Here is a 26301-nt window from a genome sequence, read left to right on the forward strand (position 1 = left end):
TCGGCCGCATGCGCACATTCGGCAAGATCGTGGTCATCGGCGCGGGCGTCCTCGCCCTGGCGGCCTGTGGCGAGAAATCGAACACCGCAGGTTCCGCCCCGTCGTCCTCCGGCGCGGCCCCGGCGTCGGCGTCGTCTTCGGCTCCGGCCGCCCCGACGGGCAAGGAATGCACGGCGGAGGACGTCAAGACCACCGGGAAGTTCGGCGAGGCGCCGACCATCACCATCCCGGACGACTGCGACCCGCCGAAGAAGCTCATCACCAAGGACCTCGAACCCGGCACCGGCGAGGGCGCCAAAGCGGGCGCGAAGCTGCAGATGAACTATTCGCTGGTCACCTGGTCCAACAAGCAGAAGCTGGACAGCTCGTTCGACCGGGGCGAGCCGTTCGACCTGACGCTCGGCGCCGGCGACGTCATCAAAGGCTGGGACCAGGGCCTCGACGGGATCAAGCAGGGCGCGCGGCGCCTGCTGATCATCCCGCCGGACCTCGGCTACGGCCAGGGTGGCAACGGCATCGCGCCGAACGAGACCCTGGTGTTCGTCACCGACGCGGTGAGTGTCCCGACCAGCAAGGGCTGATGGGGACTTCCGACGGCCGCGTCCACCGTGGACGGGTCCGTTCGTGGCTCGTCGACGACGGCTGGGGAGTCGTCGAGTCGGCCGATTTCGCCGACCCGATCTGGGTTCACTACTCGATGCTGGAGGGTTTCGGGCCCGGCGAGTTCCGGAAGCTCGACGTGGGCGACGAGGTCGAACTGACCGTCGAGCACGCGGAACAGGACGAATTCCGGCTGCGGGGGATCTGGGTGCGCTCGGCCGGCTGAAGTCCGCCCAAGTACATGAAGGACCCCTTCCTTGCGCCAGGCGCAAGGAAGGGGTCCTTCATGTACTTGGGAAGGTGTGAAGGACGGGTTTCCTCGGCTGAGCCGAGGGAAGGAGGCCTTCACGCGCCACTGTTGTGACTGCTGGTGTCTGTGGGGCGAACGTGGCGATCATCGAGTCCGTGAGGGCCTCCTTGAGGGACCCAGAGTCCCTCAAGGAGGCCTTTACGGAACTGGGCGCGTGACTGGTAGGACGACACGTGTGATCCGGCGGCCGACACGCGTCTCTGGAGGGACGACACGCGAACCGCCGCTCGCGGACCGGCAGGGCCTCCTTCCCTACCTTCAGAGTAGGGAAGGAGGCCCTCACGGCGTTCTGCTCAGCCGGCGTACTCCCAGGTGAGCAGGGTGATCTCCAGGCCCTTCTCGATCTCGACCTTGGGCGGCAGGTCGGCGGGGACGTAACCCGCGCGGCGGGCGACGGCCTCGCTCGCCGCGTTCTGAGAGTCGATCCGCAGCCGAAGCGGGCTGAGCCCGAGCTTCAGCGCGTACGCGGTGAGCATCCGGAGAGACCGCGCCGCGAGGTCTTGACCGCGGTGGGCGCGCCCGACCATGTAGCCGAGCTCGACCGGGTCCGACGGTTCTCCCGGCAGCATCAGCACCACCTCGCCGAGCGGCTCACTCCCGTCGGCCGTGATGGCGAACCGGAGTCCCTTGCCTTCCGCACGGCGGTTGACGCACTTCGCGTAGTGGGCCTTCGCCGCCACCTCGTCGAACGGTGAGGCCAAGGGGGTGAACCGCGCGACGGCGGGGTCGTCGAACAGTTCGGGCATCGCCGCGACGTCGTCTTCGGTCCACTCCCGCAGGACGAGCCCCTCGCCTTCGAGCCGGACTTCCTCCGGCCAGAGCACCGTCACGGGATCAGCAGGAGCTTGCCGGTGGTGCGGCGCCCCTGGAGGTCTTCGTGCGCCTGACGGGCGTCTCCCAACGGGTAGCGGCCACCGATCCGGATGTTCAGCGAGCCGTCCTGAACGGCGGCGAACAGTTCGTTCACCCGCCACTCCAGTTCCTCGCGGGTGAGCACGTAATGCGCGGAGGTCGGGCGGGTGAGGTACACCGAGCCGCTGCGGTTGAGCAGTTGCGGGTCGATCGGCGGCACCGGACCGCTGGCCGCGCCGTAGAGGGCGAGCAGGCCGCGGATCTTCAGGCTCGCCAGGCTGCCGTCCACAGTGGACTTGCCGACGCCGTCGTAGACCACCTCGACACCTTTGCCGCCGGTGAGGTCTCGGGTGGCCTTCGCGAAGTCGACCTGGTCGTAGCGGATGACGTCGTCGGCACCCGCCTGCTTGGCGAGTTCGGCCTTCTCATCGGTGGAGACGGTGCCGATCACGCGGGCCCCGCGCGCCTTGGCCAGCTGGACGAGCAGCAGGCCCATCCCGCCAGCGGCGGCGTGGATCAGCACGTCGTCACCGGCCTTGATCTCGTAGGTCGAGGCGATCAGCGCGTGCGCGGTGATGCCCTGGAGCATCGTGGCGGCGGCGGTCTCCTCGGTCACGCCGTCGGGGATCTTCACCGCGATCGTGGCGGGGAGCAGACGGCGCTGGGCGTAGCTGCCGAGCGAACCCTGCCAGGCGACCCGGTCGCCGACGGCGAAACCGGTGACGTCCGCGCCGACCGCGGCCACCGTGCCCGCGCCCTCCATGCCAAGGACGAACGGCGTGTCGACCGGGTAGATGCCCTCGCGGTGGTAGGTGTCGATGTAGTTGACGCCCGCCGCCGCGACGTCCACGAGCAGTTCCCCGGCTGCGGGATCGCCGACCTCGACTTCCGACAGCTCAAGGACTTCGGGACCGCCGGTTCGCCGGATCTGCACTGCCGTGGGCATACATCCTCCTCGTTCAAGGTCGTTCCGACCGGGACAACTATGGCCGACGCCACGGTTATTCCGCGTCGCGGGCTTTTCGCGGTTAAGCTCTGGCCGTGGCTGAGACCGAAGAGAAGACCGAGACCGCCGCCCCCACGTCGCGCCAGGTCGCGGCCGCCCGTGACTTCGTGAAGCGGCACGGGAAGCCGTCACGCGCGGTGGTGGAGAACATCGGCCGGATCGGCGCCAGGGTCGTGCTCGTGGGCGCCGACGGCGCGCTCGGCGACGTCGTCGTCGCCTCCGTGGAGGCAGGCGAGGCGCTGGTCGAGGCCGTCGAAGACCTCGAACCCGCCGAATGGGACAGCGAGACCGTGAAGGCCACCAAGATCGGCCCCGAGCACCGCCGCCGGATGGCGGGGAAGTGAGCGGATCCGCGATCTTCGTCGCCTGCTCCGCCCTGCCGGAGGGCGACGGTGACGAACACGCCGTTCCCGAGGCGCTGGCCGACCTCGGTTTCAAGACCCGCTGGGCCGCCTGGGACGACACGACCGTGGACTTCGGCGCGGCGGACATCGTCGTGCTGCGCGCCACCTGGGATTACGCCGAGCGCCGCGACGAGTTCCTGTCCTGGACCGAATCCGTGCCCACGCTGGCCAATGCGGCCGAAGTCGTGCGGTGGAACACCGACAAGTCCTATCTGGCCGAACTGGGTGACGCCGGGGTCGCGGTCGTGCCGACGACCCTGATCGCGCCGGACGACCAGGCCCCGCGCTGGCCCAAGGGCGAGTTCGTGCTGAAGCCCGCCGTCGGTGCCGGCTCGCGAGGAGCCGGCCGGTTCACGGCCGGCGACGCGGCCGCCGCTCATCTCGCCGGGCTGCAAGCCGACGGCAACACCGTGTTGCTCCAGCCGTATCAGTCCAGTGTGGACAGTGAGGGCGAGATCGCGCTGGTGTACTTCGGTGGCGTGTACTCGCACGCGTTCTCGAAGGCCGCGATGCTGGGCCGGGAGCTCGACGAATCCGGCCTGTACGTGACGGAAAAGCTCGCGCCCGTGCAGCCGGCCGCAGGCTTCCGCGCCTTGGCCGAAGACGCTTTGGACGCGACAGCGGCGCTGCTGGGCATCCTGCGCGCGGAACTGCTCTATGCCCGCGTCGACCTCGTCGCCGGGCCGGACGGCAGGCCGCTGCTGCTGGAACTGGAGCTCGTCGAGCCTTCGCTCGGTTTCCGGCAGACCGACCCCGCCGCCGCTTGGCGCTTCGCATCGGCTGTCCGCCAGCAACTCGCCTGACCCGCGTCTCAAGATGCTATGAACGGACCGTTCCTTGCAAATTTTGCAAGGAACGGTCCGTTCATAGCATTGGCACGTCGGGACAGCCGTCGCAAGTAGGTGACGAATTGCGAAGACGGCGTCAGGCGGGTTTGGCGAGCTTCGCCGCCAGCCGCTCCGGCTTCGGCCACCGCACATCGCGCGCCCAGCCGAACTTCTCGAACAGCCAGATCACCCGCGCCGACACGTCGACCTGCCCGCGCAGGACACCGTGCCGCGCGCAGGTCGGGTCGGCGTGGTGGGAGTTGTGCCACGACTCGCCCATGGACAGGATCGCCAGCGGCCAGAAGTTCGCCGCCTTGTCGCGGCTGGCGAACGGGCGCTCGCCGACCATGTGGCAGATCGAGTTCACCGACCAGGTGACGTGGTGCAGGAACGCGATCCGGACCAGCCCGGCCCAGAAGAATCCGGTCACCACACCCCACCACGACCAGCTGAGCAGCCCGCCGAGCACCGCGGGCAGCAGGAGGCTCAGCGTGATCCACAGCCAGAAGTAGCGGTTGACCACGCGAAGGTCCTTGTCGGCCACCAGGTCCGGCGCGAAACGGTCGTAGTTCGTCACTTCACGGCTGAACATCCAGCCCATGTGAGCGTGCCAGAAGCCGCGCAGCAGCGCCGACGGCGACGTCCCGAACAGCCAGGGGGAGTGCGGGTCGCCTTCGCGGTCGGCGAAGGCGTGGTGGCGACGGTGGCTGGCCACCCAGAAGATGACCGAACCCTGCACCGCGAAACTCCCGGCGATGGCGAGCGCGATCCGGAGCGGCCGTCCGGCCTTGAAGGCGCCGTGGGTGAAGTAGCGGTGGTATCCGACGGTCACCCCGAGCGTCCCGACGGTGTAGAACACGGCCGCCAGCACGAGATCGACCCAGGTCATGCCCCAGCCCCACACGATCGGCACCGCGGCGAGCAACGCGATGAACGGGACCAGCAGGAAGGTCTTGAGGATCAGCATCTCCCCGGAGCCTCGCCGGTGGGAGATCAGGGGTTTGGACGGACTGGCCGGTGCGTCCGGCTCGGTGCTGGCGGTCATACGACACCTCGTGCCTCGACTCGGTGGTGAAACCCCCGTGCGGGGCACCGAAACGCAGCGTAAGGGCAGCGTCTGGCGAGCACGCCGCCCGGGGGTTACGTCCGGTTTGCCAGGGGGTCAGTTCGAAGTGGCGAGTTCCCGGTCAGCGGCGTGGGAAACCGGCGCCGGACCGCGATCACGTGAGCCGCACCACAGTGCCGCCGTCGAGATGATCACCAGCGCGGAGCCGAGGACGTGGAACGACACCAGCGCCTCCGGCACGCCGAGGGCGTATTGCACCGAGCCCACGACGCCCTGGAGGACCGCGACGACCCACACGATGGTGTACCGCTTCCACAACTGCTTCGGCGTCTCGCCTCGCATCAGCTGGAGCCCGAAGACGGCCAGCACGATCAGGTAGACCACCAGCAGACCGCCGTGCACCTGGGTGAGCGTCTCGATCGGGGCCTGGAGCCGGTGGGTGCCGGGGTCGCCGCCGTCCGCGCCCGCGCCGGTCACGGTGGTGCCCGCCACGAGGACGGCCCACATCGACGCGGCGAGCGCGATCAGCGTCTTGCGGCCCGCGTCCGGGATCAGCCAGCGGGCGGGCTCGTCACCCTCCTTGAACGCCCGCAGCAGCAGCACCGCGAGCCAGACCAGGGGAGTGGAGGCCAGGAAGTGGAGCGCGACGGTCCACCATTCGAGTTTGGCGAGCACGGTGATCCCGCCGACGACGGCCTGCAGCATCACGCCGGCGGGCATCGTCCAGGCCAGCTTCACCAGACGGCGGCGGCTCGGGTGCTCGATCTGCACGCGCCACGCGGTGATCACGCACAGCGCGGCGACCAGGATGACGACGCCGGTCAGCATCCGGTTGCTGAATTCGATCCACTGGGTGAGCGCGTCGAACTCGGGGTGCGCGACCGGCACGATGCTGCCTTCGACGCACTGCGGCCAGGTGGGGCAGCCGAGGCCCGAACCCGTGACCCGGACGACCGAGCCGGTGACGCCGATTCCGGCCTGGGCGATCACCGCCGCTATCGCGACCCCTCGCTGGACCGCGAACGAGGGATACGGCAGACGCGCTACAAGGCTCTGGAACGGCACCGTCCGATGCTAGAACGCCGTTCCTGAGAGCGTTCCACCGGCCACACGCGGTGTGTCGGCCGCCTCAGGTCAGCTTCGTGGTCTTGCTCGCCAGCGCACCCGCGACGACGCCCCAGCCGACGAGCACCGCGAACGGGCCCCAGCCGAACGAACCGTCCAGCAGCACCGACCGCAGTCCTTCGGCGAGCGCGCCCGAGGGCAGCAGTTCGACGATCCAAGCGACGCCGGACGGCATCGTCGACGGCGCCAGCAGGATGCCGCCCGCGAGCAGCAGCACGAACCAGACGATGTTCGCCAGCGCCAGGGCGGCGGCCGCGCGCAGCGCCCCGCCGAGCAGCAGGCCCAGCGCGCCGAACGCGAGGGTGCCGACGAGCAGGAACGGGATCGCGCCGAGGAGTCCGCCCAGCGACGGCGACCAGCCCAGCAGCGCGGCCACGGCACCGAGGATCACCGCCTGCAGCGCGACCACGACCAGTGCGGCGGCCACCCGGCCGGCGATGAGCAGCCACCGGGGCAGCGCGGTGGCGGAAAGCCGTTTGAGGACGCCGTAGCGGCGGTCGAAGCCCAGCGCGATGGCCTGTCCGGTGAACGCGGACGACATCACCGCGAGCGCCAGGATCCTCGGCGTGATCCAGTCCACTTTGGACGCCGAACCGAGCTGGGCCGACGGCAGGATGTCCAGCAGCGACAAGCCGATCAGCAGCGCGAGCGGGATGAGCAGGGTCAGCAGGATCTGCTCGCCGTGGCGCAGGGTCAGGCTCGCCTCGACCTTCGCGTGCGTGCGCAGCATCTTGCCGAGCGAACCGCGGCCGGGGGCCGGGGTGAAGGTGCCCGCGGCGAATCGCGGCGTTGGCGTGGTGGTCATGCGCGCAGTTCCCGTCCGGTCAGCTCCAGGAAGACCTCTTCCAGCGTGCGCCTGCCGACCTGCAGTTCCTCCGGCATGACGCCCTGCTGGGCGCACCACGCCGTCACCGTCGACACCACCTGCGGGTCGATGGCGCCTTCGACGAGGTACGTCCCCGGCGCAGACTCGTGCACGAGATGCCCCTCGGGCAGCGCCGCGGTCAGCAGCGCGGTGTCGAGCCGCGTTCGGGCCTTGAAACGCAACTGCGCCGTCTCACCGGCCTCGACGGTCAGCGACTGCGGAGTGCCTTCGACGACGACCTTGCCGTGGTCCACGATCACCACGGTGTCGGCCAGCGTTTCGGCCTCCTCCATCAGATGCGTGGTGAGCAGCACGCTGACGCCGTCGGCGCGCAGTGCGCCGAGCAGCTCCCAGACCAGGCGGCGGGCCTGCGGGTCCATCCCCGCCGTAGGCTCGTCGAGGAAGAGCAGTTCCGGGCGGCCGACGAGCGCGCAGGCGAGCGAGAGCCGTTGCTGCTGCCCGCCGGAGAGCCGTTTGAACGGCGTCTTCCTCGCTCCCGAAAGACCGAGGACATCCAGCAGCCAGGCGGGTTCGAGCGGGTTCGCCGCACACGCGGCGACCAGTCCGAGCATCTCGTCGGCGCGGACGCCGGGATACGCGCCGCCGCCCTGGGGCATCACGCCGATCCGCGGCCGCAGCGCGGATCCGTCGTGCGAAGGATTGAATCCCAGCACGCGGACTTCGCCTTCGTCAGGCCGCAGGAAGCCTTCGCAGATCTCGACGGTGGTGGTCTTGCCGGCCCCGTTCGGGCCGAGCAACGCGAGCAGCGTGCCACGTTCCATCCGCAGGTCGAGTCCATCGACGGCGGTGGTGGATCCGTAGCGTTTCACCAGCCCGGTGATCTCGACGGCGGGGGTGTTCACGACAGGTCACGATACGGCCTCACGCCGGGACCGAATGCTCCGGGGACGGTCTGGACAGCAGCAGTGGTGAGAGGCGGTGGACGATGAACAGCCCCAGTAGCGTGACGACCCCGGCGGCGGCCCACGCGAACGGCAGGACGAAGCCGCGCCCTTCGAAGGTGCTTCCCGTCGTCGGCAGCAGGAACGGCAGGACGGCGGTGACGATCGTCGCCGCGATGCGGAACCGCGAGGTCCCGGCCGCCGCGGCGAGCGGGATGATGGCCCACAGCAGATACCAGGGCTGGAGCGCGACGTGCAGCACCATCACCGCGCCCAGCGAGACACCGAGGCCGATGATCGGCCGGTAGCGCCATTTGAAGCTGTCCCAAAGGAACTTGACCGTCACCGCGCCCGCGACGAGATAGCCGAGCGCGCCGAGGATCGGCACCATCGCGTTGGTGTGGTTGCCGAGGCCGAGCGCGATGCCGAGGACACCGCCGAGCGCGGCGAGTTCCGACGTCGGCGAGATCCACGAGCGGACCAGCCCCGGCGTCCCGAGCGCGCCGACCCAGCCGAAACCGAGGCCGGTGCCGTAGCAGACCGCCACCAGCACCACCCCGAACAGCAGCGCCATCGGCACCGCGGCGGTGACCAGGTCCTTGATCCGGCCGTGCCAGCGTCTGGCCACCATCACGGTGAAGAACGGCAGCGCCAGGACCGCGTTGATCTTCACCGCGACGCCGAGGGTGATGATCGCCACCCCGAGCCCGATGTAGAGCAGTTCGCCCTTGGCCAGCGGGGGAGGCGCGTCGTGCTTGAACCGCACCGGCATCCGCTGGAGACCGACCTCCAGCCCGGCCACCATGAGCCCGATCGCCAGCGCGTCGTTGTGGGCGCCCGCGACGAAGTGGAAGATCAGCAGCGGGTTCGCCGCGCCGAGCCACAGCGCGGTCGCGGGCTGCACGCCGAACCGCCGGGCCAGCCGGGGCAGCGCCCAGATGATCAGGATGACGCCGATCAGCGCGAGGCCGCGCTGCAGCAGTACGCCGGTGACGATGTTGCCGCTGCTCAGCGGGGCGAGCCAGCCGCCGAGGCGCAGCAGCAGCGGGCCGTAGGGCGCCGGGGTCTCGCGCCACATGTTGGAGACGCCCGAGGTCAGCGGGTCGGAGACGCCGAGCGCTTCGGCCGGGCCGAGGGAGTACGGGTCCATCCCGCGGGCGACGATCTCGCTCTGCGCGAGATAGCTGTAGACGTCGCGGGAGAACAGTGGCGGGATGACCAGCAGCGGCGCGCACCAGAGCGCGATGGTGCGGGCGAGCTGGCCTTGGGTGGCGAGACGGCGGCGCGCGGGCTGCGCGAACCGGCCGAGCAGCAGCCAGCTGAGCACGATGATGGCCATCCCGGCCAGGCCCATCGCGAGCGAGACCATCGGGATGCGGGTGAACAGCCGCAGGACCGGGATCTCCTGCACCGGGTTGATCACCGGCGCGGCGCCCGCGCCGAGCGAGCCGAGCGCGAGGAACAGGGAACCGACCGCGCCGAACCGGCGGACCACGTTCAGGCCCCGCAGTTCCTTGTCGTCCAGCGGCTCCGGTTCGTGCGGGTGCCCGGGGGTGAGCGTCGCCACCGAACCCGCCGCCGGGTCTTCCGGCTCTGCCCCGTCCGTGTCCCGCTGCGCCGGGTGATCGCCCACTGCCACTCAGGAAGGGTAGCGATGCCGGGAACAGGCCGGGCGGGTACGTGGTTACCGAGGGCTGAAGGGGCCCTTCGCCGCATGCGACGCGGTGAAGGACGCTTTCGTCTCATCGCATGCGGGGAAAGCGTCCTTCAGCCGCGGACGTGACCCACGCCACTCCGTGAGGCACCCCTCTTTGCCGTCTCCCCGGAAATACGTCACACTTGTGTTGTGAAAAAGACGGGGACGCGAAACGAGGCCGGTGGCGACATGCCCCGCGCCGAGGTTCAGCCTGTCCCCGCGCAGATCGGCCCCGAGGGCCGGACCAGGCACGAAGTGGCCCGCTTGCTGCTGGAACAGGGTCCGATGACCGCCGTCGTGGTGGCCGAGCAGCTGGGCATCAGCGCCGCCGCCGTCCGCCGTCACCTCGACGCGCTGCTCGCCGACGGCGAGGCCGAAACCCGGGACGCGCCCCGTCGCGGCCCCCGCGGACGTGGCCGTCCCGCCAAGAACTTCCTGCTGACCGAAGCAGGCCGGGCCCGATTCGGGCACGCCTACGACGACCTCGCTTCCTCGGCCATCCGCTTCCTCGCCGATCACGCCGGGGAAGACGCGGTGAAGGCCTTCGCGGAGGCTCGTGTCGCCTCGCTGGTCGGCCCGCATCAGGACGCGATCACCCAGCACGCGGACCCCGCCGCTCGCGCCGAGGCCCTCGCTGCGGCGTTGACCAGGGAGGGTTACGCTGCGTCGACCCGTCAGGTCGGTGTCGGTGAACAGCTCTGCCAGCACCATTGCCCGGTCGCCCACGTCGCCGCCGAGTTCCCTCAGTTGTGCGAAGCCGAGACAGAGGCTTTCGCGGAACTTCTGGGCACCCACGTCCAGCGACTGGCGACCATCGCACGCGGTGACAACGCGTGCACCACACACGTACCCGTCGTTTCGGCGGGTCACCCGGCCACACCCGGGCCGGGAAGCACGGCGCCCTCTCCTGGGCGCACAGCACGGATCCCGAATGGAGGGAAACCCGCATGACTGCCGCTGCCGAGCAGCGCACTCCCACCACCGCGCCCATGAGCCAGGAAGAGACCATCGAGTCCCTTGGCAAGTACGCGTTCGGCTGGGCGGACTCCGACGAGGCGGGCTCAACGGCCCGTCGAGGACTGAACGAGGACGTCGTCACCGACATCTCCTCGAAGAAGTCCGAGCCGGAGTGGATGCGCGAAGCACGACTGAAGGCGCTCAAGCTCTTCGACTTGAAGCCGATGCCCAACTGGGGTGCGGACCTCTCCGGGATCGACTTCGACAACATCAAGTACTTCGTGCGGTCCAGTGAGAAGCAGGCCACTTCCTGGGAAGACCTGCCCGAGGACATCAAGAACACGTACGACCGGCTCGGCATCCCCGAGGCGGAGAAGCAGCGCCTCGTCGCCGGTGTCGCCGCGCAGTACGAGTCCGAGGTCGTCTACCACTCGATCCGTGAGGATCTGGAGGCGCAGGGCGTCCTGTTCCTGGACACCGACACCGCGCTCAAGGAGCACCCGGAGATCTTCAAGGAGTACTTCGGCTCCGTGATCCCGGCCGGGGACAACAAGTTCTCCGCGCTGAACACCGCGGTGTGGTCGGGCGGTTCGTTCATCTACGTGCCCAAGGGCGTCAAGGTGGACATCCCGCTGCAGGCCTACTTCCGGATCAACACCGAGAACATGGGTCAGTTCGAGCGGACCCTGATCATCGTCGACGAAGACGCCTACGTGCACTACGTCGAGGGTTGCACCGCGCCGATCTACCAGTCCGACTCGCTGCACTCGGCGGTCGTGGAGATCATCGTGAAGAAGGGCGCCCGCTGCCGTTACACGACCATCCAGAACTGGTCGAACAACGTCTACAACCTGGTCACCAAGCGCGCCAAGTGCGAAGAGGGCGCGACCATGGAGTGGATCGACGGCAACATCGGTTCCAAGGTCACGATGAAGTACCCGTCCGTGTTCCTCATGGGCGAGCACGCCAAGGGCGAGGTTCTCTCGGTCGCGTTCGCGGGCGAAGGCCAGCACCAGGACGCCGGCGCGAAGATGGAGCACCTGGCGCCGCACACCTCCTCGACGATCGTGTCGAAGTCGGTGGCGCGCGGCGGTGGCCGCACCTCGTACCGCGGCCTGGTCAAGGTCGCGAAGCGGGCGCACCACTCGCGGTCCAGCGTGGTCTGTGACGCACTGCTCGTCGACACGATCTCGCGGTCGGACACGTATCCGTACGTGGACATCCGCAACGACGAGGTCTCCATGGGCCACGAGGCGACCGTCTCGAAGGTCAGCGAAGACCAGATGTTCTACCTCATGTCGCGCGGTCTCGACGAGGCCGAGGCCATGGCGATGATCGTGCGCGGGTTCGTCGAGCCCATCGCGCGTGAGCTGCCGATGGAGTACGCGCTCGAGCTGAACCGCCTGATCGAGCTTCAGATGGAAGGGTCCGTCGGCTAGTCATGTCGGTTACCGAGAACAACGTTTCCGAAGCGATGCGCGAAGGGGTCGTCATTCCGGCGACCTCTCGCGCGGAGCGCTTCACCTCCTACGACGTCGAGGCCTTCGAGGTCCCTGGCGGCCGTGAGGAGAACTGGCGTTTCACTCCGATGAAGCGGCTGCGCGGCCTGCACGACGGGTCCGCCGCCGCTTCGGGTTCGGCCACTGTGGACGCCGACGCCGCGCCCGAACTGAAGATCGAGCAGGTCGGCCGGGACGACGAGCGCCTCGGCGCCGCGGGTGTCCCGAGCGACCGGATCGCCGCGCAGGCGTACTCCTCGTTCACCGAGGCCACCGTCATCACGGTGCCCAAGGAGACGAAGACGTCGAAGCCGTCGACGGTGAAGATCACCGGCCCCGGCGAGGGCAAGGTCGCCTACGGGCACCTGCAGGTGCGCGCCGAACAGTTCTCCGAGGCCGTCATCGTCCTCGACCACGTCGGCTCCGGCACCTACGCGGACAACGTCGAGTTCGTCATCGGCGACTCGGCGAACGTGACCGTGGTCAGCGTCCAGGACTGGGCCGACGACGCGGTGCACGTCTCCGAGCAGCACCTCAAGCTCGGCCGCGACGCCACCCTCAAGCACATCGTCATCACCTTGGGCGGTGACCTCGTCCGCGTCTCGCCGACGGCGACCTTCGCCGACAAGGGCGGCGACGTCGAGATGCTCGGCCTGTACTTCGCGGACGAAGGTCAGCACCAGGAGCACCGTCTCTTCGTCGACCACGCGGTGCCGAACTGCAAGTCGCGCGTGATGTACAAGGGTGCGCTGCAGGGCGACGGCGCGCACACCGTGTGGGTCGGCGACGTGCTGATCCGGGCGGCCGCCGAGGCCACCGACACCTACGAGCTCAACCGCAACCTGGTGCTGACGCCGGGTGCGCGGGCGGACTCGATCCCGAACCTGGAGATCGAGACCGGCGAGATCGAAGGCGCCGGCCACGCGAGCGCCACGGGAAGGTTCGACGACGAGCAGTTGTTCTACCTTCAGTCGCGCGGAATCGGCGAAGACGCCGCGCGCCGCCTGGTCGTACGCGGGTTCTTCCACGAGATCCTGGTCAAGATCGGCGTTCCCGAGGTGCGCGAGCGTCTCGAGGCCGCGATCGAAGCCGAGCTCGAAGCCGTGGGCGTCTAAGCCCTCGTCCGTCCACATCAGACTTTTAGGAAAGAAATGCCTACGCTGGAAATCAAGGATCTGCACGCCTCGGTCACGACCGAGGAGGGCCCCAAGGAGATCCTCAAGGGCGTCAACCTGACCATCAAGTCGGGCGAGACCCACGCGATCATGGGCCCCAACGGTTCGGGCAAGTCCACGCTGTCCTACGCCATCGCCGGTCACCCCAAGTACGAAGTCACCTCCGGGCAGGTCCTGCTCGACGGTGAGGACGTGCTGGAGATGAGCGTCGACGAGCGCGCCCGCGCGGGCCTGTTCCTCGCCATGCAGTACCCGGTCGAGGTACCGGGCGTGTCCATGTCCAACTTCCTCCGCACCGCGGCCACCGCGGTCCGTGGCGAGGCCCCCAAGCTGCGCCACTGGGTCAAGGAGGTCAAGGAGGAGATGGGCAAGCTGGAGATCTCGTCCGAGTTCGCCGAGCGTTCGGTGAACGAGGGCTTCTCCGGCGGCGAGAAGAAGCGCCACGAGATCCTGCAGCTGGCGCTGCTCAAGCCGAAGATCGCCATCCTCGACGAGACCGACTCCGGCCTCGACGTCGACGCGCTGCGCGTCGTGTCCGAGGGCGTCAACGAGTTCAAGGCCAACAACGACGCCGGCGTCATGCTGATCACGCACTACACGCGGATCCTGCGGCACATCACGCCCGACTTCGTGCACGTCTTCGCCGGCGGCAAGATCGTCGCGTCCGGCGGCCGTGAGCTCGCGGACGAGCTGGAGGAGAACGGCTACGTCAAGTACGCCGGCTCCACCGAGACCGCCGCCGTCTGATCACTGTTTCCGCGACTACACCGAGAGGAGTTGGCCCGATGACCACCACCACGGCTAACTCTGCTGCACCGCTGGACGTAGCGGCCATCAGGGCCGACTTCCCGATCCTGACCCGCACGGTGCGGGACGGGAAACCCTTGGTGTATCTGGATTCCGGTGCGACGTCCCAGAAACCGGCGCAGGTGCTCGAAGCCGAGCGCCGGTTCCTGGAGACCTCGAACGCCGCGGTGCACCGCGGCGCGCACCAGCTCGCCGAGGAAGCGACCGACGCCTACGAATCCGCCCGCGTGCGGATCGCGGAGTTCGTCGGCGCCTCCCCGCACGAGCTGGTGTTCACCAAGAACGCCACCGAGGGCATCAACCTCGTCGCCTACGCGATGAGCAACGCCGCCACGGCCGGTCCCGGGGCCGAGCGGTTCAAGATCGGTCCCGGCGACGAGATCGTCATCACCGAGATGGAGCACCACGCGAACCTGGTGCCGTGGCAGCAGCTCTGCCAGCGCACCGGCGCGACGCTGAAGTGGTTCTCCGTCACCGCGGACGGCCGCCTCGATCTGTCCAATGTGGACGAGCTGATCACCGAGCGGACCAAGGTGCTGGCGTTCACGCACCAGTCCAACGTGCTCGGCACGATCAACCCCGTCGAGTTCCTGGTGAAGAAGGCCCGCAAGGTCGGCGCGCTGGTCGTGCTGGACGCCTGCCAGTCGGTGCCGCACTTCCCGGTGGACTTCCACGCGCTGGACGTCGACTTCGCCGCTTTCGCCGGGCACAAGATGGTCGGCCCGTACGGCATCGGTGTCCTTTATGGACGCCGCGAGCTGCTCGAAGCGATGCCGCCGTTCCTGACCGGCGGCTCGATGATCGAGCTGGTCCGCATGGAGCAGACCACCTTCGCCGCGCCGCCGCAGCGGTTCGAGGCAGGCACGCCGATGACGTCGCAGGCCGTCGGCCTCGGCGCGGCCGCCGACTACCTGTCGGCGATCGGCATGGAACGGGTCGCCGCGCACGAACACCTTCTCACCGAGGCGGCACTGGCCGGGCTCGGCGAGATCCCGGGCGTGCGGATCATCGGCCCCACCGACATGACCGACCGCGGCGGACTGGTGTCGTTCGTCATCGACGGCGTCCACCCGCACGACTCGGGCCAGGTGCTGGACAGCCTCGGCATCGCCGTCCGCGTCGGGCACCACTGCGCGTGGCCGCTGCACCGGGCCTGCTCGGTGCCCGCGACCGTGCGCGCGTCGTTCTACGTCTACAACACACTGTCCGAAGTGGACGCGCTGGTGAACGGTGTGCGTGAGGCGCAGAAGTTCTTCGGGGTGGCGTGACATGAACCTCGAGAGCATGTACCAGGAGATCATCCTGGACCACTACAAGAACCCGCACGGCCGCGGTCTGCGCGAGCCGTTCGACGCCGAATCGTTCCAGGTCAACCCGACCTGTGGCGACGAGGTGACGCTGCGGGTGAAGGTCGACGACGGGAAGGTCGCCGACGTCTCCTACGAGGGACAGGGCTGTTCGATCAGCCAGGCTTCCACTTCGGTCTTGACGGATCTCGTCGTCGGGCACACCGTGGAGGAGGCGTTCACCACCATGGACGCCTTCGTCGAGCTGATGCAGGGCAAAGGGCAGATCGAACCGGACGAGGAAGTGCTGGAGGACGGCATCGCCTTCGCCGGCGTCGCCAAGTACCCGGCCCGCGTGAAATGCGCCCTGCTCGGGTGGATGGCGTTCAAGGACGCTGTCACCCGCACGACCAACGGAGTTGAGACGGCATGACCGAACAGCAGACCGAAACCCGCGAGGGGCGCACGGCCGCCGACCTCGACGCCGAGACCACCGCCGCCCCGGACACCGCCGACGTGGCGAAGGTCGAGGACGTCGAAGAGGCGATGCGCGACGTCGTCGACCCCGAACTCGGCATCAACGTCGTGGACCTCGGGCTGGTCTACGGCATCCATGTCGAGGCGGACAACACCGCCACCATCGACATGACCCTGACCTCGGCGGCCTGCCCGCTGACCGACGTCATCGAGGACCAGACCGGAGCCGCCCTCGTCGGCGGTGGAACCGGGCTGGTCAAGGACTTCCGGATCAACTGGGTCTGGATGCCGCCGTGGGGCCCGGAGAAGATCACCGACGACGGCCGCGAACAGCTGCGTGCCCTGGGCTTCACCGTCTGACCGCTCTTTTGCGCGCTATGAAAGGTCCTTTCCTTGCAAAATTTGCAAGGAAAGGACCTTTCATAGCATTGGGGGAGCCTTCACGGACTGGCGACCGGAGCGTATAACGACCTATACCGCGTCGCAGGCGCAAGCAGCAATTCGTGCGTCCAGATGCGCCCAATGTGGCATTGGGGACGCTGAGTGTCCCCAATGCCACATTGGGCGCAGCCCCGGCCCAGGTCAGCCGCGTGCCGCAATAGGCTGCCGGAGTGATCGTCCGGTCCATCGCGCTCTTCGCGCTCGCCGCCCTGCTGGAGATCGGCGGCGCCTGGCTGATCTGGCAAGGGGTGCGGGAGCACCGCGGCTATCTCTGGATCGGCGCGGGCGTCGTGGCACTTGGCCTCTACGGTTTCGTCGCGACCTTGCAGCCCGACGCGAACTTCGGCCGCATCCTCGCCGCGTACGGCGGAGTGTTCGTCGCGGGTTCGCTGGCGTGGGGGATGGTCGCCGACGGCTATCGGCCGGATCGCTACGACGTCGTCGGTGCCTTGATCTGCCTGGCCGGGGTCGGCGTCATCATGTACGCGCCCCGGGGTTGAGCCGCGACCATCGGCGCTATTCTGCGCTGTGACCGAAACGGACTTCCCCGCTCCGCCCGCCGAAAGACCCGGGCCGAAGCGAAGATTCTCCCCGCTCCTGCTCGTGATGATCCTGGTGGCGATCGTCGGCGTGGGCACCGGCGGATACGGGTTCTGGACCCTGCTGAGCTACCGCATGGTGAGCGTCCCCAGCACCGGGATGGCGCCCACGATCCAGCCGGGCGCGGTAGTGCTGTACCGCTGGACCGCTCTCCCCGAGATCCCTCGCGGCTCGGTCGTCCTCATGGATCTCGCCGCGTTCCCGGACGCGGCACCCGGCGATGGTCGGATCGTCAAGCGGGTGATCGGCGTCGGTGGTGATCAGGTCGTCTGTTGTACGAACGACAACCTGATCACCGTCAACGGGAAGCCGGTCAAAGAGCCCTACACCGAGGACGACAACGGGTACGGCCGCAAGGAGCACATGCCGTTCAGTGTCCAGGTTCCGCCGGGCGCGGTGTTCGTCGCGGGGGATCAGCGGAACAACTCCCGGGACTCGCGGCTCTACGTCGGCATGCCGGGCGACGGTGCCGTCCCCCTCTCCAAGGTTTACGGAGTCGTCGTCGGCATGGGGAGCACCCTGAGCGCCGAGCCCTTTTCGCAGACCACGGCTTTCGTCGAAGCGGGTCTTTCCGGGGATCCCTTGTCCGACACCGGATTCCGTACCGCGCGGAACCTCGTGTTCGCCGGTGCCGGGCTCGTCGTCCTCGGTGTCATCGGGACGATCGTGAGCGTTGTCCGCTCCGCCGGAAAACGACGAAGAGCAGCCGCAGTCCCACCAGCGCGCTGACCACCAGCAGGTTGTAGCCGAACATCTGGTGCAGCGTGACCCCTGGCAGCATCTGCGGGCCGGTCGCGCTGCCCAGCAGCAGTACGGCCATCAGCCCGGTGGCCGCGCCGACGAACGCCAGCAGGACTTCGTGCACCAGTCCGGTGACCACGTCGCGGTCGCGTTCGTCGGAGAACAGCCGGATGTTGACCGAAAGCCTGCCCTGTTCCAGCGCGTTGCCGATCCGGTCGACGCGGCGGGGCAGCCGTCGCAGCACCGGCAGGAGCGCCATCAGTTCGTTGGTCGCCGTGGAGCGCAACGACTCCGGCCGCAGTCCGGCGCCGACCTGCTCGACGGCGTAGGCGCGGGATTCGACGACGATGTTGAATCCCGGCGCCAGCGCGGCGAGCGTTCCCTCCAAAGTGGCCAGTGCGCGGAACACCGCGGCGATCGGCGGGGGCACGCTGAGCCGGAAGTCGGCGATCACCCGGAACAGGTCGGTGAACATGTCCAGATCCGGGGCCTGTCCGTGGTTGAAATGCTTGGCCACCAACGCTCCCAGTGCCCGCTCCAGCCGTCGCTCCTCGATCTCGTCCGGCCGGTCGACGATCTCCAGCAGGCCGTCGCGCAACGCGGCGGGGTCGCCTCGGTCGAGGGCGAGGATGAGGTTCTGCAATCCGGCGCGCAGACCCGAGTCGAGCCGTCCGACGGAGCCGAAGTCGAGCAGGCCCAGCCTGCCGTCGGTGAGCAGCAGGACATTGCCGGGATGCGGGTCGGCGTGGAAGACGCCGCTGCCCATCACCTGGCCGAGCACGCAGCGCAGCATCGACCGCGCGAGTTTGGCCCGCTCCGCGACCGGGACCTGTTCCCTGGCGGCGGCGAGCGGTTTCCCGTCGAGGCGCCGCATCACCAGGACACGTTCGGTCGACAGTTCTTTGTGGACGGTCGGGATGGCGACTTCGGTGCCGGGGTAGGCCGCGGCGACCGCTTCGATGTTCCTTGCCTCCGTGCGGAAATCGAGTTCTTCGAGCAGCGCGTCGGCGAACCCTTCGGCGAGGTCGACGACGCCGAGCGAACGCGCCCAGTCCGCGCGCAGGTCCAGCGCGGCCGCCACCCGGCGGACGATGTCGAGGTCCCGGTCGACCAGTGCCTGCACGCCGGGCCGCTGCACCTTGACCACCACGTCCTGCCCGCCGCGCAGTTTCGCGCGGTAGACCTGCGCGATCGACGCGGCCGCGATCGGTTCCGGGTCGAATTCGGCGAAGATCTCGTCCGGGTCGCCGCCTAGTTCCTCCCGCAGCACCGTCGCGACCTCGTCTGCGTCAGCGAAGGCGACCTGGTCCTGGAGCTTGCTGAGCTCGTCGATGAACACCGGCGGAAGCAGATCGGAGCGAGTCGAGAGCAGCTGGCCGAGTTTCACGAACGTCACGCCGCCTTCTTCCAGCGCCCGCCGCAGCGATCGCGCCAGTTTGGCGTGCCGGACCTTGGCGAGGCCGGGTTCACGGCGGCCGGTGAGGTAGCGGCCGAGGCCGTGTTTGATCGCGATCCGGGTGATCTGCGAGTAGCGCCGCGTCCGGGCCGCGCGGCGGCGCATCGACCGGATCCGGCCGATCAGCCCGAGCCCCGAACCCGATGGCAGGACGAACTCCGCGACGAACAGGAAGATCAGCGTCGCCAGGAACGCGCCGCCCGCCACCGGGATGACGAGCCCGGCGAACGCCCCGCCCGCGTACATCGGCGTGGGGAACGCGCTGAGGATGCCGCCCGCGACGAGCCAGCCGAAGCCGGCGGCGCAGAATGCGCGGACCACGCCGATCCGCACACCCAGCACGCGGCGGGCGGCGACCACGAGCGGCCACAGCATCAGCGCGTAGACGGGCAGGGTGAGCAGGCCGAGCAGCAAGTTCATGCCGAAGAGCACATCACGCGCAATCCGCGCTGGATTCCCGCTCTGGCGGGACGGTACTCACCCTTGAGAGGGAGCGGAGCCCGAAGTTGTACGTCGTGGTCGCCTCCCGCGGCGCGAACAGGACGCCGAGAACGGCGATCGCCGCAGCCGCGAGGAAGCCGGCACGGAGGTCGATGAGATCGCCGAGGAGGCCGATGAGCGGTGCTCCGGTCGCCTGGCCGAGTGCCAGCATCAGGAAGGCGACGCCGACACCGAACGCGGGCGCCGTCGGGTAGGCCCTCGTACCCCAGAGGATCAGCACGCCGGTCAGTCCGATGTAGACGGCCCCGAACAGTGCCGCGGCGATGATGAGCGCCGGGAGAGACCGGGTGGCGAGCGCGACGAGCGCCGTGGCGACGGCGAACAGGACCATTCCCGCCGACCAGGCACGGCGCAGTCCCGCCCGCGAAGTCAGCTCGGCGGTGAACGCGCCTGCCAGGCCGACCGCGCCGAGGACGATCCACACCACCGTCGAGGCGGTCTCGTCGTGCCCGCCGACACTGACGGCGATGTCGCGGCCGAAGGTCCAGATCGCCGCGCTGGCCAGGCCGAGCGTCGCCGCGGCGGGCAGCAGCCGTCCGGTGGCGGGCGGGAACAGCGGCGACGGGAGCCCGCGCCGGCGGTCGTCCTTGACCGGCGGGACCACCCTGGCGATCCACAAGGTCACCAGCGCCGAGGCCGCGGCGAAGGCCCACCAGGCCATTCGCCAGTCGCCGATGGCCAGCAAGGAGACCGGGCCGGAGATCAGCACACCGAGTCCGGTCCCGGCGTTCACCACGGACTGGGCGCGGTCCCGGCGGGTCACGCGGACGACGCGTGACACCGCGTCGGCGAGTGAGGGGGAGGCCAGGCCGGTGCTGGCCCCGGCGAGGACCACGCCGAGCGCGAGGACGGCGGCGTTCGGCGCGGACGCGATCAGGGCGGTCCCCGCGGTCGCGGTCGTCCCGGCGGCGAGCGCGCCCACCCGCGCACCCCAACGGGTGGTGACCGCGGTCGAGGCGACGACGGCGAGGCAGTACGCGACATAGCTCCCCGCCGCGATGGCACCGAGTGTGCCGCCGTCGAGGCCGAACTCCGTCCGGAGGGTCGGCGCGAAGAGGCCGTACGCGTACCTCGCGAGTCCGTAGGAGACCGCGATCAGCGACAACCCGGCCGCGGTCAGGGTCAGCTCGCGTTTGTACGAAGACACCATCAGCTCTCCTCCTGAGGTATACCGGTCGGTATACCTCAGGAGTGTTCCTGCATTTCGCGCTCAGGTCAACCGATCGGTATAGTCGAGGCATGCTGACCCCAGCTGGTGAACGCGTCCTGAGCGCCGCGACCGAGCTCTTCTACCGGGAGGGCCTGAACGCGGTGGGTGTCGCGGCCGTGGCCGAGGCCGCCGGCGTCACGAAGAAGACGCTGTACGCGTGCTTCGGATCGAAGACGGAGCTCACGGTCGCGTACCTGCGGCGTCGTCACGACGTCTGGTGGGCATACCTCGAAGAGCGGCTGGCCGCCGCCGACCGGCCTCGGGCGCTGACGGTTTTCGACGCCTACGTCGATCATCCGAAGCTCGGCAGCGACAGGGGTTGCGCGTTCCTCAACGCGGCGGCCGAACTGCCCGCAGACCATCCCGGACTCGACGTGATCCGGCGGCACAAGGCGGCTGTACGGGCGAAGTTCGCCGAGCTGATCCGTGAGGACGCCCCGGACGCGGACGATCCGGAGAAGCTCGCGGAACAGCTCTTCCTCCTGGTCGAGGGCGCCGTCGCGCACACCGGTATCGACGGGGACGCGCATCGGGTCACCCTCGCGAGGGAGATCGCGGAGATACTGATGCGGGATCCGCGTACGGCGGGCACACGCTAGAAAGAGCGCATGCGACTTTTCGGCCCGCTCGTGGACCGGGCGACCTACCGCAGGTGGGTCTACTTCATCCTCGGTGGCGCACTGAGCGTGCCGTATGTGCTGTTCGCCGCCATCGTGGTGCCGTCGCTGCTGCCCCTCGTCGCGACGGTGGAGCGCGGGCTCGTCATCGCGATGATCACCCTCGTCCTGGTGATCATCGCGTCGTCGTTCATCCCCGCCGTCCGGGTGCTGGAGGGCGCGGCCGTCCGGGAACTGCTGGACGATCCCGTGCCGGGAGTGACGTTCGGGCCCGCGGGCGGCTGGCCCGTCCGGCTGCGGTCGACGGCGATGTACCTGCTGCACGTGGGCACCGGTTGCGTTCTCAGCCTGGCGAGCCTGTTCGTCCCGGTCGGCTTCGGGTTCACCGTCGCGGCCCCGTTCAGCGGCCGGATCGCACTGTCCACAGAGGATCCGATCGTGGTGCCGCAGGGCTGGGCCAGCGCGTGGATCCCGGTGGCGTTCCTGCTCGGCGTCGTGGCGCTGGCCTATGTCGTGTGGGGCGCGGGCGCGGTACTGACCCGCTGCGCCAAGAGCCTGCTGGGGATCTCGGCCGCGGAACGGATCGCCCAGCTGGAGAAGCGCACCGAACAGCTCGCCGAACGCAACCGGCTGGCGCGGGAACTGCACGACTCGGTCGGACACGCGCTGAGCGTCGTGACCATCCAGGCCGGGGCGGCGCGCCGGACCCTGAGGACCGATCCCGGCTTCACCGAGCAGGCGCTCACCGCGATCGAGGAGTCGGCACGGGCGGCCCTGGACGATCTCGACCACGTGCTCGGACTGCTGCGTGACGAGGCGTCCTCTCGGGCTCCGCAATCAGGGCTGGCGGAGCTGCCCGCGCTGGTCGAGGCCACGCGCCTGGCGGGCGCCGAGGTGACGGCCGAGGTGCGGGGCGAACCGTCCTCGGTGCCGCCGGTCGTCTCCCGTGAGGCGTACCGGATCTTGCAGGAATGCCTGACGAACGCGCTGCGGCACGCCGGTAAGGTTCCGGTGACGGTCCTCGTCGACGCCGGAGCGGAGCTGTTGCGATTGCGGGTGTCCAACCCGCTCGGCACCGCGGCGCCGTCGCGGGACGGGGGCGGCCGGGGGCTGCGGGGAATGACGGAACGGGTGGAAGTGCTCGGCGGCACGATCACCGCGGGCCGTGCGGACGGATGCTGGAAGGTCGAGGTGGCGGTGCCATGGGGGAAGCGGCGATGAGCATCGGAGTGCTGCTGGTCGACGACGAACAGTTGATCAGGGCGGGGCTGCGGGCGATCGTCGCCTCGGAACCGGACCTGGAGGTCGTTGGCGAAGCGGCCGACGGGGCCGAGGTGCCGGGGCTGGTCTCGCGGTTCCGGCCGGACGTCGTGCTGATGGACGTCCGGATGCCGTCGGTCGACGGCATCCGCGCGACCACGCATCTCATGTCCACAATGGACAATCCGCCGAAGGTGATCGTGGTGACCACCTTCGAGAACGACGACTACGTCTACGACGCCCTGCTCGCCGGTGCGAGCGGGTTCCTGCTCAAGCGGGCCCGGCCCGAGGAGATCGTCGGCGCGATCCGGACGGTGGCGGCGGGGGAGTCGCTGCTGTTCCCGGCCGCGATCCGGCGGCTGGCCGCGCAGCAGGCGAACCGGGCGCCGCAGGACGGCCTCGACGGCGCCGGGCTCACCGAACGCGAACGCGAGGTGCTGCGGCTGATGGCGGGCGGACTGTCCAATGTGGAGATCGCGGGCGAACTGTACCTCGGCGTGCAGACGGTGAAGACACACGTCGGGAACGTGCTCGCGAAACTCGGCGCGAGGGACCGGACGCAGGCCGTGATCAAGGCCTACGACACCGGATTCGTCACCCCGGCCGGCTGAACGCGGTAGGGTTCGCGAGTGGATACCAACGTCAATCGTCGTCGCCTGCTGGGGCTGGGCACGGTCGCCGCCGCGGGCGCGGTGCTCGGGACGGCGCAGGTCGCTCACGCCGCCGAAGAGTCCGAACCGGACACCGCCGCCACCGACGCTTCGGCCGCCGCACGCCGGATTTCCCAGGTCTACGCCAGGGAAACCGCGAAGGCGGGCGGCACATGGTCGTCCTACGTCAGCGTCGCGGATTCCGCCGGGAACCTGGTTCCCGCCGTCTCCGAGCGGGCGGACGAGGTGGTCGAGGCGTACAGCGTCAACAAGATCGCCGTCGCCACCGCGGTGCTCGACAAGATCGACCGCGGACTGCTCACTTTGGACCGGCGCGTCGACGTCACGGCCGACATCGTCATCAAGGACACCGACGGCATCTTCGCCCTCGACGGGGCGTACCCGAGTTCGGTGACCCTCGGGCACGCGATGGCCGCGCTGCTGACGCTGTCCGACAACACCGCCGTCCGCCTGTGCGGCCTGGTCTGCCCCGCCGCGGAACTCAACGAGATCCTGCGCGGCAAGGGATTCGTGCACACCCAGGTCGTGCCGGTGGCGAACCCGAACCGGTTCTTCCTCGGCAAGACCACCCCGGCCGAGACGCATACGCTGCTGCGGAAACTGGTCGGCGGGACCCTGCTTTCGGCGAAGTCCACCGATTACCTGCTGAACATCCTGCGTTCGCTGAGCGCGTTCACCGACGGCGTGCGGCTCGGCCTGACCTCGGCCGAGCGGCTGCGGGTCGCCACGAAGGCGGGCTGGTTCAACGACGGCCGCAACGAGGCAGGCGTGATGTTCAGCGCCGACGGCAAGCCGATCCTGACCTATTCGCTGTTCGCCTCCGGCGAGTTCGCGGGCGATCCGGCGGTCAGCAAGGACGACTACGCCGCGACGCATCCGGCGTTGAAGGCGCGGGCGAAGCTCGGGAAGACGATGTTCCGGTCGGTCGAGAAGCTGACGGCCGCCACGGCGCGCACCTATGCGGCCGCTCCGTATCGGGCATCCAACGGCGGCTGAGGGTTGATACGTCGGCGAGGGGCCGGCGCTCATGCCACGAGTGTCTACTTGAGGACGTGGAACGCTGGATGGGCATTCCACGCTGCCATCGCCGATGCGTCGAGGTAGACGTAGTCGTTCACGCCGATGCAACGGCCCGCGTTCTCCAAGTGCCCGAGCAGGCTCGCTGAAGGCGGAGCCTGGAACTCGACGAACACCCAGCCTTGGGTTCGTTCCGCGACACGCTGCGCCAGCTTGCCCAGCGCAGGGCGACCAGCGAGGTCGCTGACGAAGATGTGCAACATGATGTCGCAGCGCATCGCCCTACCGTCCGCCTGCTCCAGGAGTCGGAGTTCCGACGGGTCCGTCTCACTGTCCGCTGCGTCGAGCGAGTATCCGTAGGGCAGCCCGTCGGCGGAATGCCAGTACTCCGGGTGAAGAGGGCTCTGGTCCAAGCCCTCGGCAGTCATCTCGGCCACCACGATCGGCTCGACACGATCGGCGGTGTACGGGCTCAAGACACACAACGCAGTTCCACCCACGGGGAGGAGTAGACCACGTCATACCTGCTGCCACGATCGTGATTCCACGAGCATCCTCCTATCACGAAGCGTGCGTCCGGTTGAGCACCTGCTCATGCCGAAGTGTGGACGTTCCTCTTCCGGCCTTGGTGCTTTCGAGGGAACCGGGACCGTCCCATGCTCAAGGGCACAATTCGCGGACGCCGCGCCACTAGAATTCGGCGTCATGGATACGAAGCGACGTCGGTGAACGACCTCCCACCCGAGGCCGGCAGCGGCACGCCTGCCCCCGAGACGCACAACGAGTTGAGCGTGTCGGCGAAGACGAACATGGTGGTGCAGGCGAACACCATTTCCGGGGGCGTCCACCAGTATCTCGGTACCCGGCGGCGCGCGCTGATGGTCGGCGCGGGCGCGGGCGGCGTCGCGCTGGTGGTCACCCTCGTCCTGATGTTCTGGCTGGCCACGGACGGCCAACGGACCGGGGTCGGCATCAACCCGCTGGCGCCGCCCGTTACGGCACGCGAGCTCGGCACCCTGTCCGGGCACACCGCCAACATCACCGGGATGGGGTTCAGCGGGGACGGCAAGGTCCTCGCCACGGCGAGTGCGGACAAGACCGTGCGGCTGTGGGATGTGCCGAACCACAAGGAGCTCGGCTCCTTCGACACCGGCTTGGCCAACGGGGTGGCGATGAGCCGGGACGGGCGCACCGTGGCCGTCGCGCCCTCGGGCCGGGGTGTGCAGTTCTGGGACACGGCCAGCCTTCAGCAGGTCGGCCAAGCGCTCAGCGAGACCGAGGGCATGCGCGGGCTGCCGATCTTCAGCATGGTGGTGAAGTTCAGCCCGGACGATCGGCTGCTGGCCACGGGGGAGGTCAGCGGCAAGGTCCGGTTCTGGGACGTGGCCAGCCACAAGCAGGTGGGCGAGCCCCTCCTCGGCCACACCTCCGGCGTCCTCGCCATGGCGTTCAGCGCGGACAGCCACCTGCTGGTCACCGCGGCGGCGGACAACACGGTGCGGCTGTGGGATGTCGACAGCCGGCAGCCGCTCGGCCGGCTTCCCATCGACGCCACTGGCCCGGTGCTGAGCCTGGCCCTGAGCCCGGACGGACGTACCCTTGCCATCGCGGTGTCCGCCCTGACCACCGAGTTCTGGGATGTGGCCGGCCGCAAGCGGCTCGGTCAGCCGGTCAACAACAGCGCCGTGAGCGTCTCGTTCAGCCCGGACAGTCAGCGCCTCGTCACCGCGAGCGCGGGCCAGGGGGTGCAACTGTGGGACGTCGCCAGCCGCGAATCACGCGGTGACCCCATCGGCACCGTCGCCGCCGCCACGTACGTGCTGTACAGCCCGGCTGAACAGACGCTGGCCACCGTCATGATGGACCACACCGTGCGCCTCTGGGACATGAGCGGCCTGGGCTAGTGGAGCACCCCGGCTTTTGCTGCAGGGAT

General features: G+C 69.0%; 28 protein-coding genes. 18 read left to right on the forward strand and 10 right to left on the reverse strand.

Annotated features, from left to right (window positions below):
- The first annotated feature begins 8 nt into the window (after positions 1–8).
- The gene (locus tag DMH03_RS21980) at positions 9–581 is read left to right on the forward strand and encodes an FKBP-type peptidyl-prolyl cis-trans isomerase (RefSeq protein ID WP_125793813.1); all 573 of its coding nucleotides are present in this window, start codon (positions 9–11) and stop codon (positions 579–581) included.
- Positions 581–826, forward strand: coding sequence for a cold-shock protein (locus DMH03_RS21985; protein WP_125793814.1), 246 nt, complete (start codon positions 581–583; stop codon positions 824–826). The genes DMH03_RS21980 and DMH03_RS21985 overlap by 1 nt, the downstream gene beginning before the upstream one ends.
- Before the next feature lie 377 nt (positions 827–1203).
- On the opposite strand, the gene DMH03_RS21990 is transcribed toward DMH03_RS21985, so the two are convergent.
- Together DMH03_RS21990 and DMH03_RS21995 are read right to left on the reverse strand one after the other, a co-directional pair.
- On the reverse strand, positions 1204–1740 hold the full coding sequence (locus tag DMH03_RS21990; protein WP_125793815.1) for a GNAT family N-acetyltransferase: 537 nt from the start codon (positions 1738–1740) through the stop codon (positions 1204–1206).
- The gene (locus tag DMH03_RS21995; RefSeq protein ID WP_125793816.1) at positions 1737–2708 is read right to left on the reverse strand and encodes a quinone oxidoreductase; all 972 of its coding nucleotides are present in this window, start codon (positions 2706–2708) and stop codon (positions 1737–1739) included. Before DMH03_RS21995 ends, DMH03_RS21990 begins: the two co-directional genes overlap by 4 nt.
- A gap of 95 nt (positions 2709–2803) precedes the next feature.
- Between DMH03_RS21995 and DMH03_RS22000 the strand changes: the two genes are divergently transcribed.
- A complete protein-coding gene (locus tag DMH03_RS22000; RefSeq protein ID WP_125783724.1) occupies positions 2804–3112 on the forward strand; it encodes a hypothetical protein in 309 nt (102 codons plus the stop codon).
- On the forward strand, positions 3109–3975 hold the full coding sequence (locus DMH03_RS22005) for a RimK family alpha-L-glutamate ligase (protein WP_125793817.1): 867 nt from the start codon (positions 3109–3111) through the stop codon (positions 3973–3975). The genes DMH03_RS22000 and DMH03_RS22005 overlap by 4 nt, the downstream gene beginning before the upstream one ends.
- 121 nt (positions 3976–4096) lie before the next feature.
- On the opposite strand, the gene DMH03_RS22010 is transcribed toward DMH03_RS22005, so the two are convergent.
- From DMH03_RS22010 to mptB, 5 genes are all read right to left on the reverse strand, one after another.
- Positions 4097–5044 (reverse strand): acyl-CoA desaturase, encoded by a 948-nt coding sequence (locus DMH03_RS22010; RefSeq protein ID WP_125793818.1) that lies wholly within the window; start codon positions 5042–5044, stop codon positions 4097–4099.
- A gap of 117 nt (positions 5045–5161) precedes the next feature.
- Positions 5162–6130 carry a heme A synthase gene (locus DMH03_RS22015; RefSeq protein ID WP_125793819.1) on the reverse strand — a complete coding sequence of 323 codons (969 nt, stop codon included), beginning with the start codon at positions 6128–6130 and terminating at the stop codon, positions 5162–5164.
- Positions 6131–6194: 64 nt separating this feature from the next.
- Positions 6195–6995, reverse strand: a complete 801-nt coding sequence (locus DMH03_RS22020) for an ABC transporter permease (protein WP_125793820.1) — start codon at positions 6993–6995, stop codon at positions 6195–6197.
- A complete protein-coding gene (locus tag DMH03_RS22025) occupies positions 6992–7918 on the reverse strand; it encodes an ABC transporter ATP-binding protein (RefSeq protein WP_125793821.1) in 927 nt (308 codons plus the stop codon). Before DMH03_RS22025 ends, DMH03_RS22020 begins: the two co-directional genes overlap by 4 nt.
- Before the next feature lie 19 nt (positions 7919–7937).
- Positions 7938–9524, reverse strand: a complete 1587-nt coding sequence (gene mptB / locus DMH03_RS22030; protein WP_125794031.1) for a polyprenol phosphomannose-dependent alpha 1,6 mannosyltransferase MptB — start codon at positions 9522–9524, stop codon at positions 7938–7940.
- Between the two features lie 318 nt (positions 9525–9842).
- Between mptB and DMH03_RS22035 the strand changes: the two genes are divergently transcribed.
- The 9 genes from DMH03_RS22035 (at position 9843) to lepB (ending at position 17624) form a co-directional block, all read left to right on the forward strand.
- Positions 9843–10604 carry a metalloregulator ArsR/SmtB family transcription factor gene (locus tag DMH03_RS22035; RefSeq protein ID WP_199748987.1) on the forward strand — a complete coding sequence of 254 codons (762 nt, stop codon included), beginning with the start codon at positions 9843–9845 and terminating at the stop codon, positions 10602–10604.
- Positions 10601–12049, forward strand: coding sequence for a Fe-S cluster assembly protein SufB (gene sufB / locus DMH03_RS22040; protein WP_125783736.1), 1449 nt, complete (start codon positions 10601–10603; stop codon positions 12047–12049). Before DMH03_RS22035 ends, sufB begins: the two co-directional genes overlap by 4 nt.
- A 2-nt stretch (positions 12050–12051) precedes the next feature.
- Complete coding sequence (sufD, locus tag DMH03_RS22045) at positions 12052–13224, forward strand: Fe-S cluster assembly protein SufD (RefSeq protein WP_125793822.1); 1173 nt, start codon at positions 12052–12054, stop codon at positions 13222–13224.
- A gap of 36 nt (positions 13225–13260) precedes the next feature.
- Positions 13261–14031 (forward strand): Fe-S cluster assembly ATPase SufC, encoded by a 771-nt coding sequence (gene sufC / locus DMH03_RS22050; protein WP_125793823.1) that lies wholly within the window; start codon positions 13261–13263, stop codon positions 14029–14031.
- A gap of 38 nt (positions 14032–14069) precedes the next feature.
- On the forward strand, positions 14070–15359 hold the full coding sequence (locus tag DMH03_RS22055) for a cysteine desulfurase (protein WP_125793824.1): 1290 nt from the start codon (positions 14070–14072) through the stop codon (positions 15357–15359).
- 1 nt (position 15360) lies between these two features.
- Positions 15361–15810 carry a Fe-S cluster assembly sulfur transfer protein SufU gene (gene sufU, locus DMH03_RS22060; protein WP_125783745.1) on the forward strand — a complete coding sequence of 150 codons (450 nt, stop codon included), beginning with the start codon at positions 15361–15363 and terminating at the stop codon, positions 15808–15810.
- Positions 15807–16214, forward strand: a complete 408-nt coding sequence (locus DMH03_RS22065; RefSeq protein WP_125793825.1) for a metal-sulfur cluster assembly factor — start codon at positions 15807–15809, stop codon at positions 16212–16214. The genes sufU and DMH03_RS22065 overlap by 4 nt, the downstream gene beginning before the upstream one ends.
- A gap of 251 nt (positions 16215–16465) precedes the next feature.
- Positions 16466–16795, forward strand: a complete 330-nt coding sequence (locus DMH03_RS22070) for a YnfA family protein (RefSeq protein WP_125793826.1) — start codon at positions 16466–16468, stop codon at positions 16793–16795.
- Between the two features lie 28 nt (positions 16796–16823).
- Positions 16824–17624, forward strand: coding sequence for a signal peptidase I (gene lepB / locus DMH03_RS22075; RefSeq protein WP_125793827.1), 801 nt, complete (start codon positions 16824–16826; stop codon positions 17622–17624).
- Here the strand turns inward: lepB and DMH03_RS22080 are convergent.
- Both DMH03_RS22080 and DMH03_RS22085 read right to left on the reverse strand, forming a co-directional pair.
- Positions 17548–19512: an AarF/ABC1/UbiB kinase family protein gene (locus DMH03_RS22080; RefSeq protein ID WP_125793828.1), complete on the reverse strand. Its 1965-nt coding sequence runs from the start codon at positions 19510–19512 to the stop codon at positions 17548–17550. The two genes, lepB and DMH03_RS22080, sit on opposite strands and share 77 nt — an antisense overlap.
- Before the next feature lie 13 nt (positions 19513–19525).
- Positions 19526–20743, reverse strand: coding sequence for an MFS transporter (locus DMH03_RS22085; RefSeq protein WP_125793829.1), 1218 nt, complete (start codon positions 20741–20743; stop codon positions 19526–19528).
- 89 nt (positions 20744–20832) lie between these two features.
- Here DMH03_RS22085 and DMH03_RS22090 point away from each other — a divergent pair, with 89 nt between their 5' ends.
- The 4 genes from DMH03_RS22090 to DMH03_RS22105 are packed head-to-tail and all read left to right on the forward strand — an operon-like array spanning position 20833 to position 24347.
- Positions 20833–21402 carry a TetR/AcrR family transcriptional regulator gene (locus tag DMH03_RS22090; RefSeq protein WP_125793830.1) on the forward strand — a complete coding sequence of 190 codons (570 nt, stop codon included), beginning with the start codon at positions 20833–20835 and terminating at the stop codon, positions 21400–21402.
- A gap of 9 nt (positions 21403–21411) precedes the next feature.
- Positions 21412–22641, forward strand: coding sequence for a sensor histidine kinase (locus tag DMH03_RS22095; RefSeq protein WP_125793831.1), 1230 nt, complete (start codon positions 21412–21414; stop codon positions 22639–22641).
- Positions 22638–23291 carry a response regulator transcription factor gene (locus DMH03_RS22100; RefSeq protein ID WP_125793832.1) on the forward strand — a complete coding sequence of 218 codons (654 nt, stop codon included), beginning with the start codon at positions 22638–22640 and terminating at the stop codon, positions 23289–23291. The genes DMH03_RS22095 and DMH03_RS22100 overlap by 4 nt, the downstream gene beginning before the upstream one ends.
- Positions 23292–23309: 18 nt before the next feature.
- A complete protein-coding gene (locus tag DMH03_RS22105; protein ID WP_125793833.1) occupies positions 23310–24347 on the forward strand; it encodes a serine hydrolase in 1038 nt (345 codons plus the stop codon).
- 44 nt (positions 24348–24391) lie between these two features.
- Here the strand turns inward: DMH03_RS22105 and DMH03_RS22110 are convergent, their stop codons facing one another.
- A complete protein-coding gene (locus tag DMH03_RS22110) occupies positions 24392–24844 on the reverse strand; it encodes a hypothetical protein (RefSeq protein ID WP_125793834.1) in 453 nt (150 codons plus the stop codon).
- Positions 24845–25093: 249 nt separating this feature from the next.
- Between DMH03_RS22110 and DMH03_RS22115 the strand changes: the two genes are divergently transcribed.
- Complete coding sequence (locus DMH03_RS22115) at positions 25094–26272, forward strand: WD40 repeat domain-containing protein (RefSeq protein ID WP_158633105.1); 1179 nt, start codon at positions 25094–25096, stop codon at positions 26270–26272.
- The last annotated feature ends 29 nt before the right edge of the window (positions 26273–26301 follow it).

This window comes from Amycolatopsis sp. WAC 01376, assembly GCF_003947415.1.
Taxonomy (GTDB): Bacteria; Actinomycetota; Actinomycetes; order Mycobacteriales; family Pseudonocardiaceae; genus Amycolatopsis.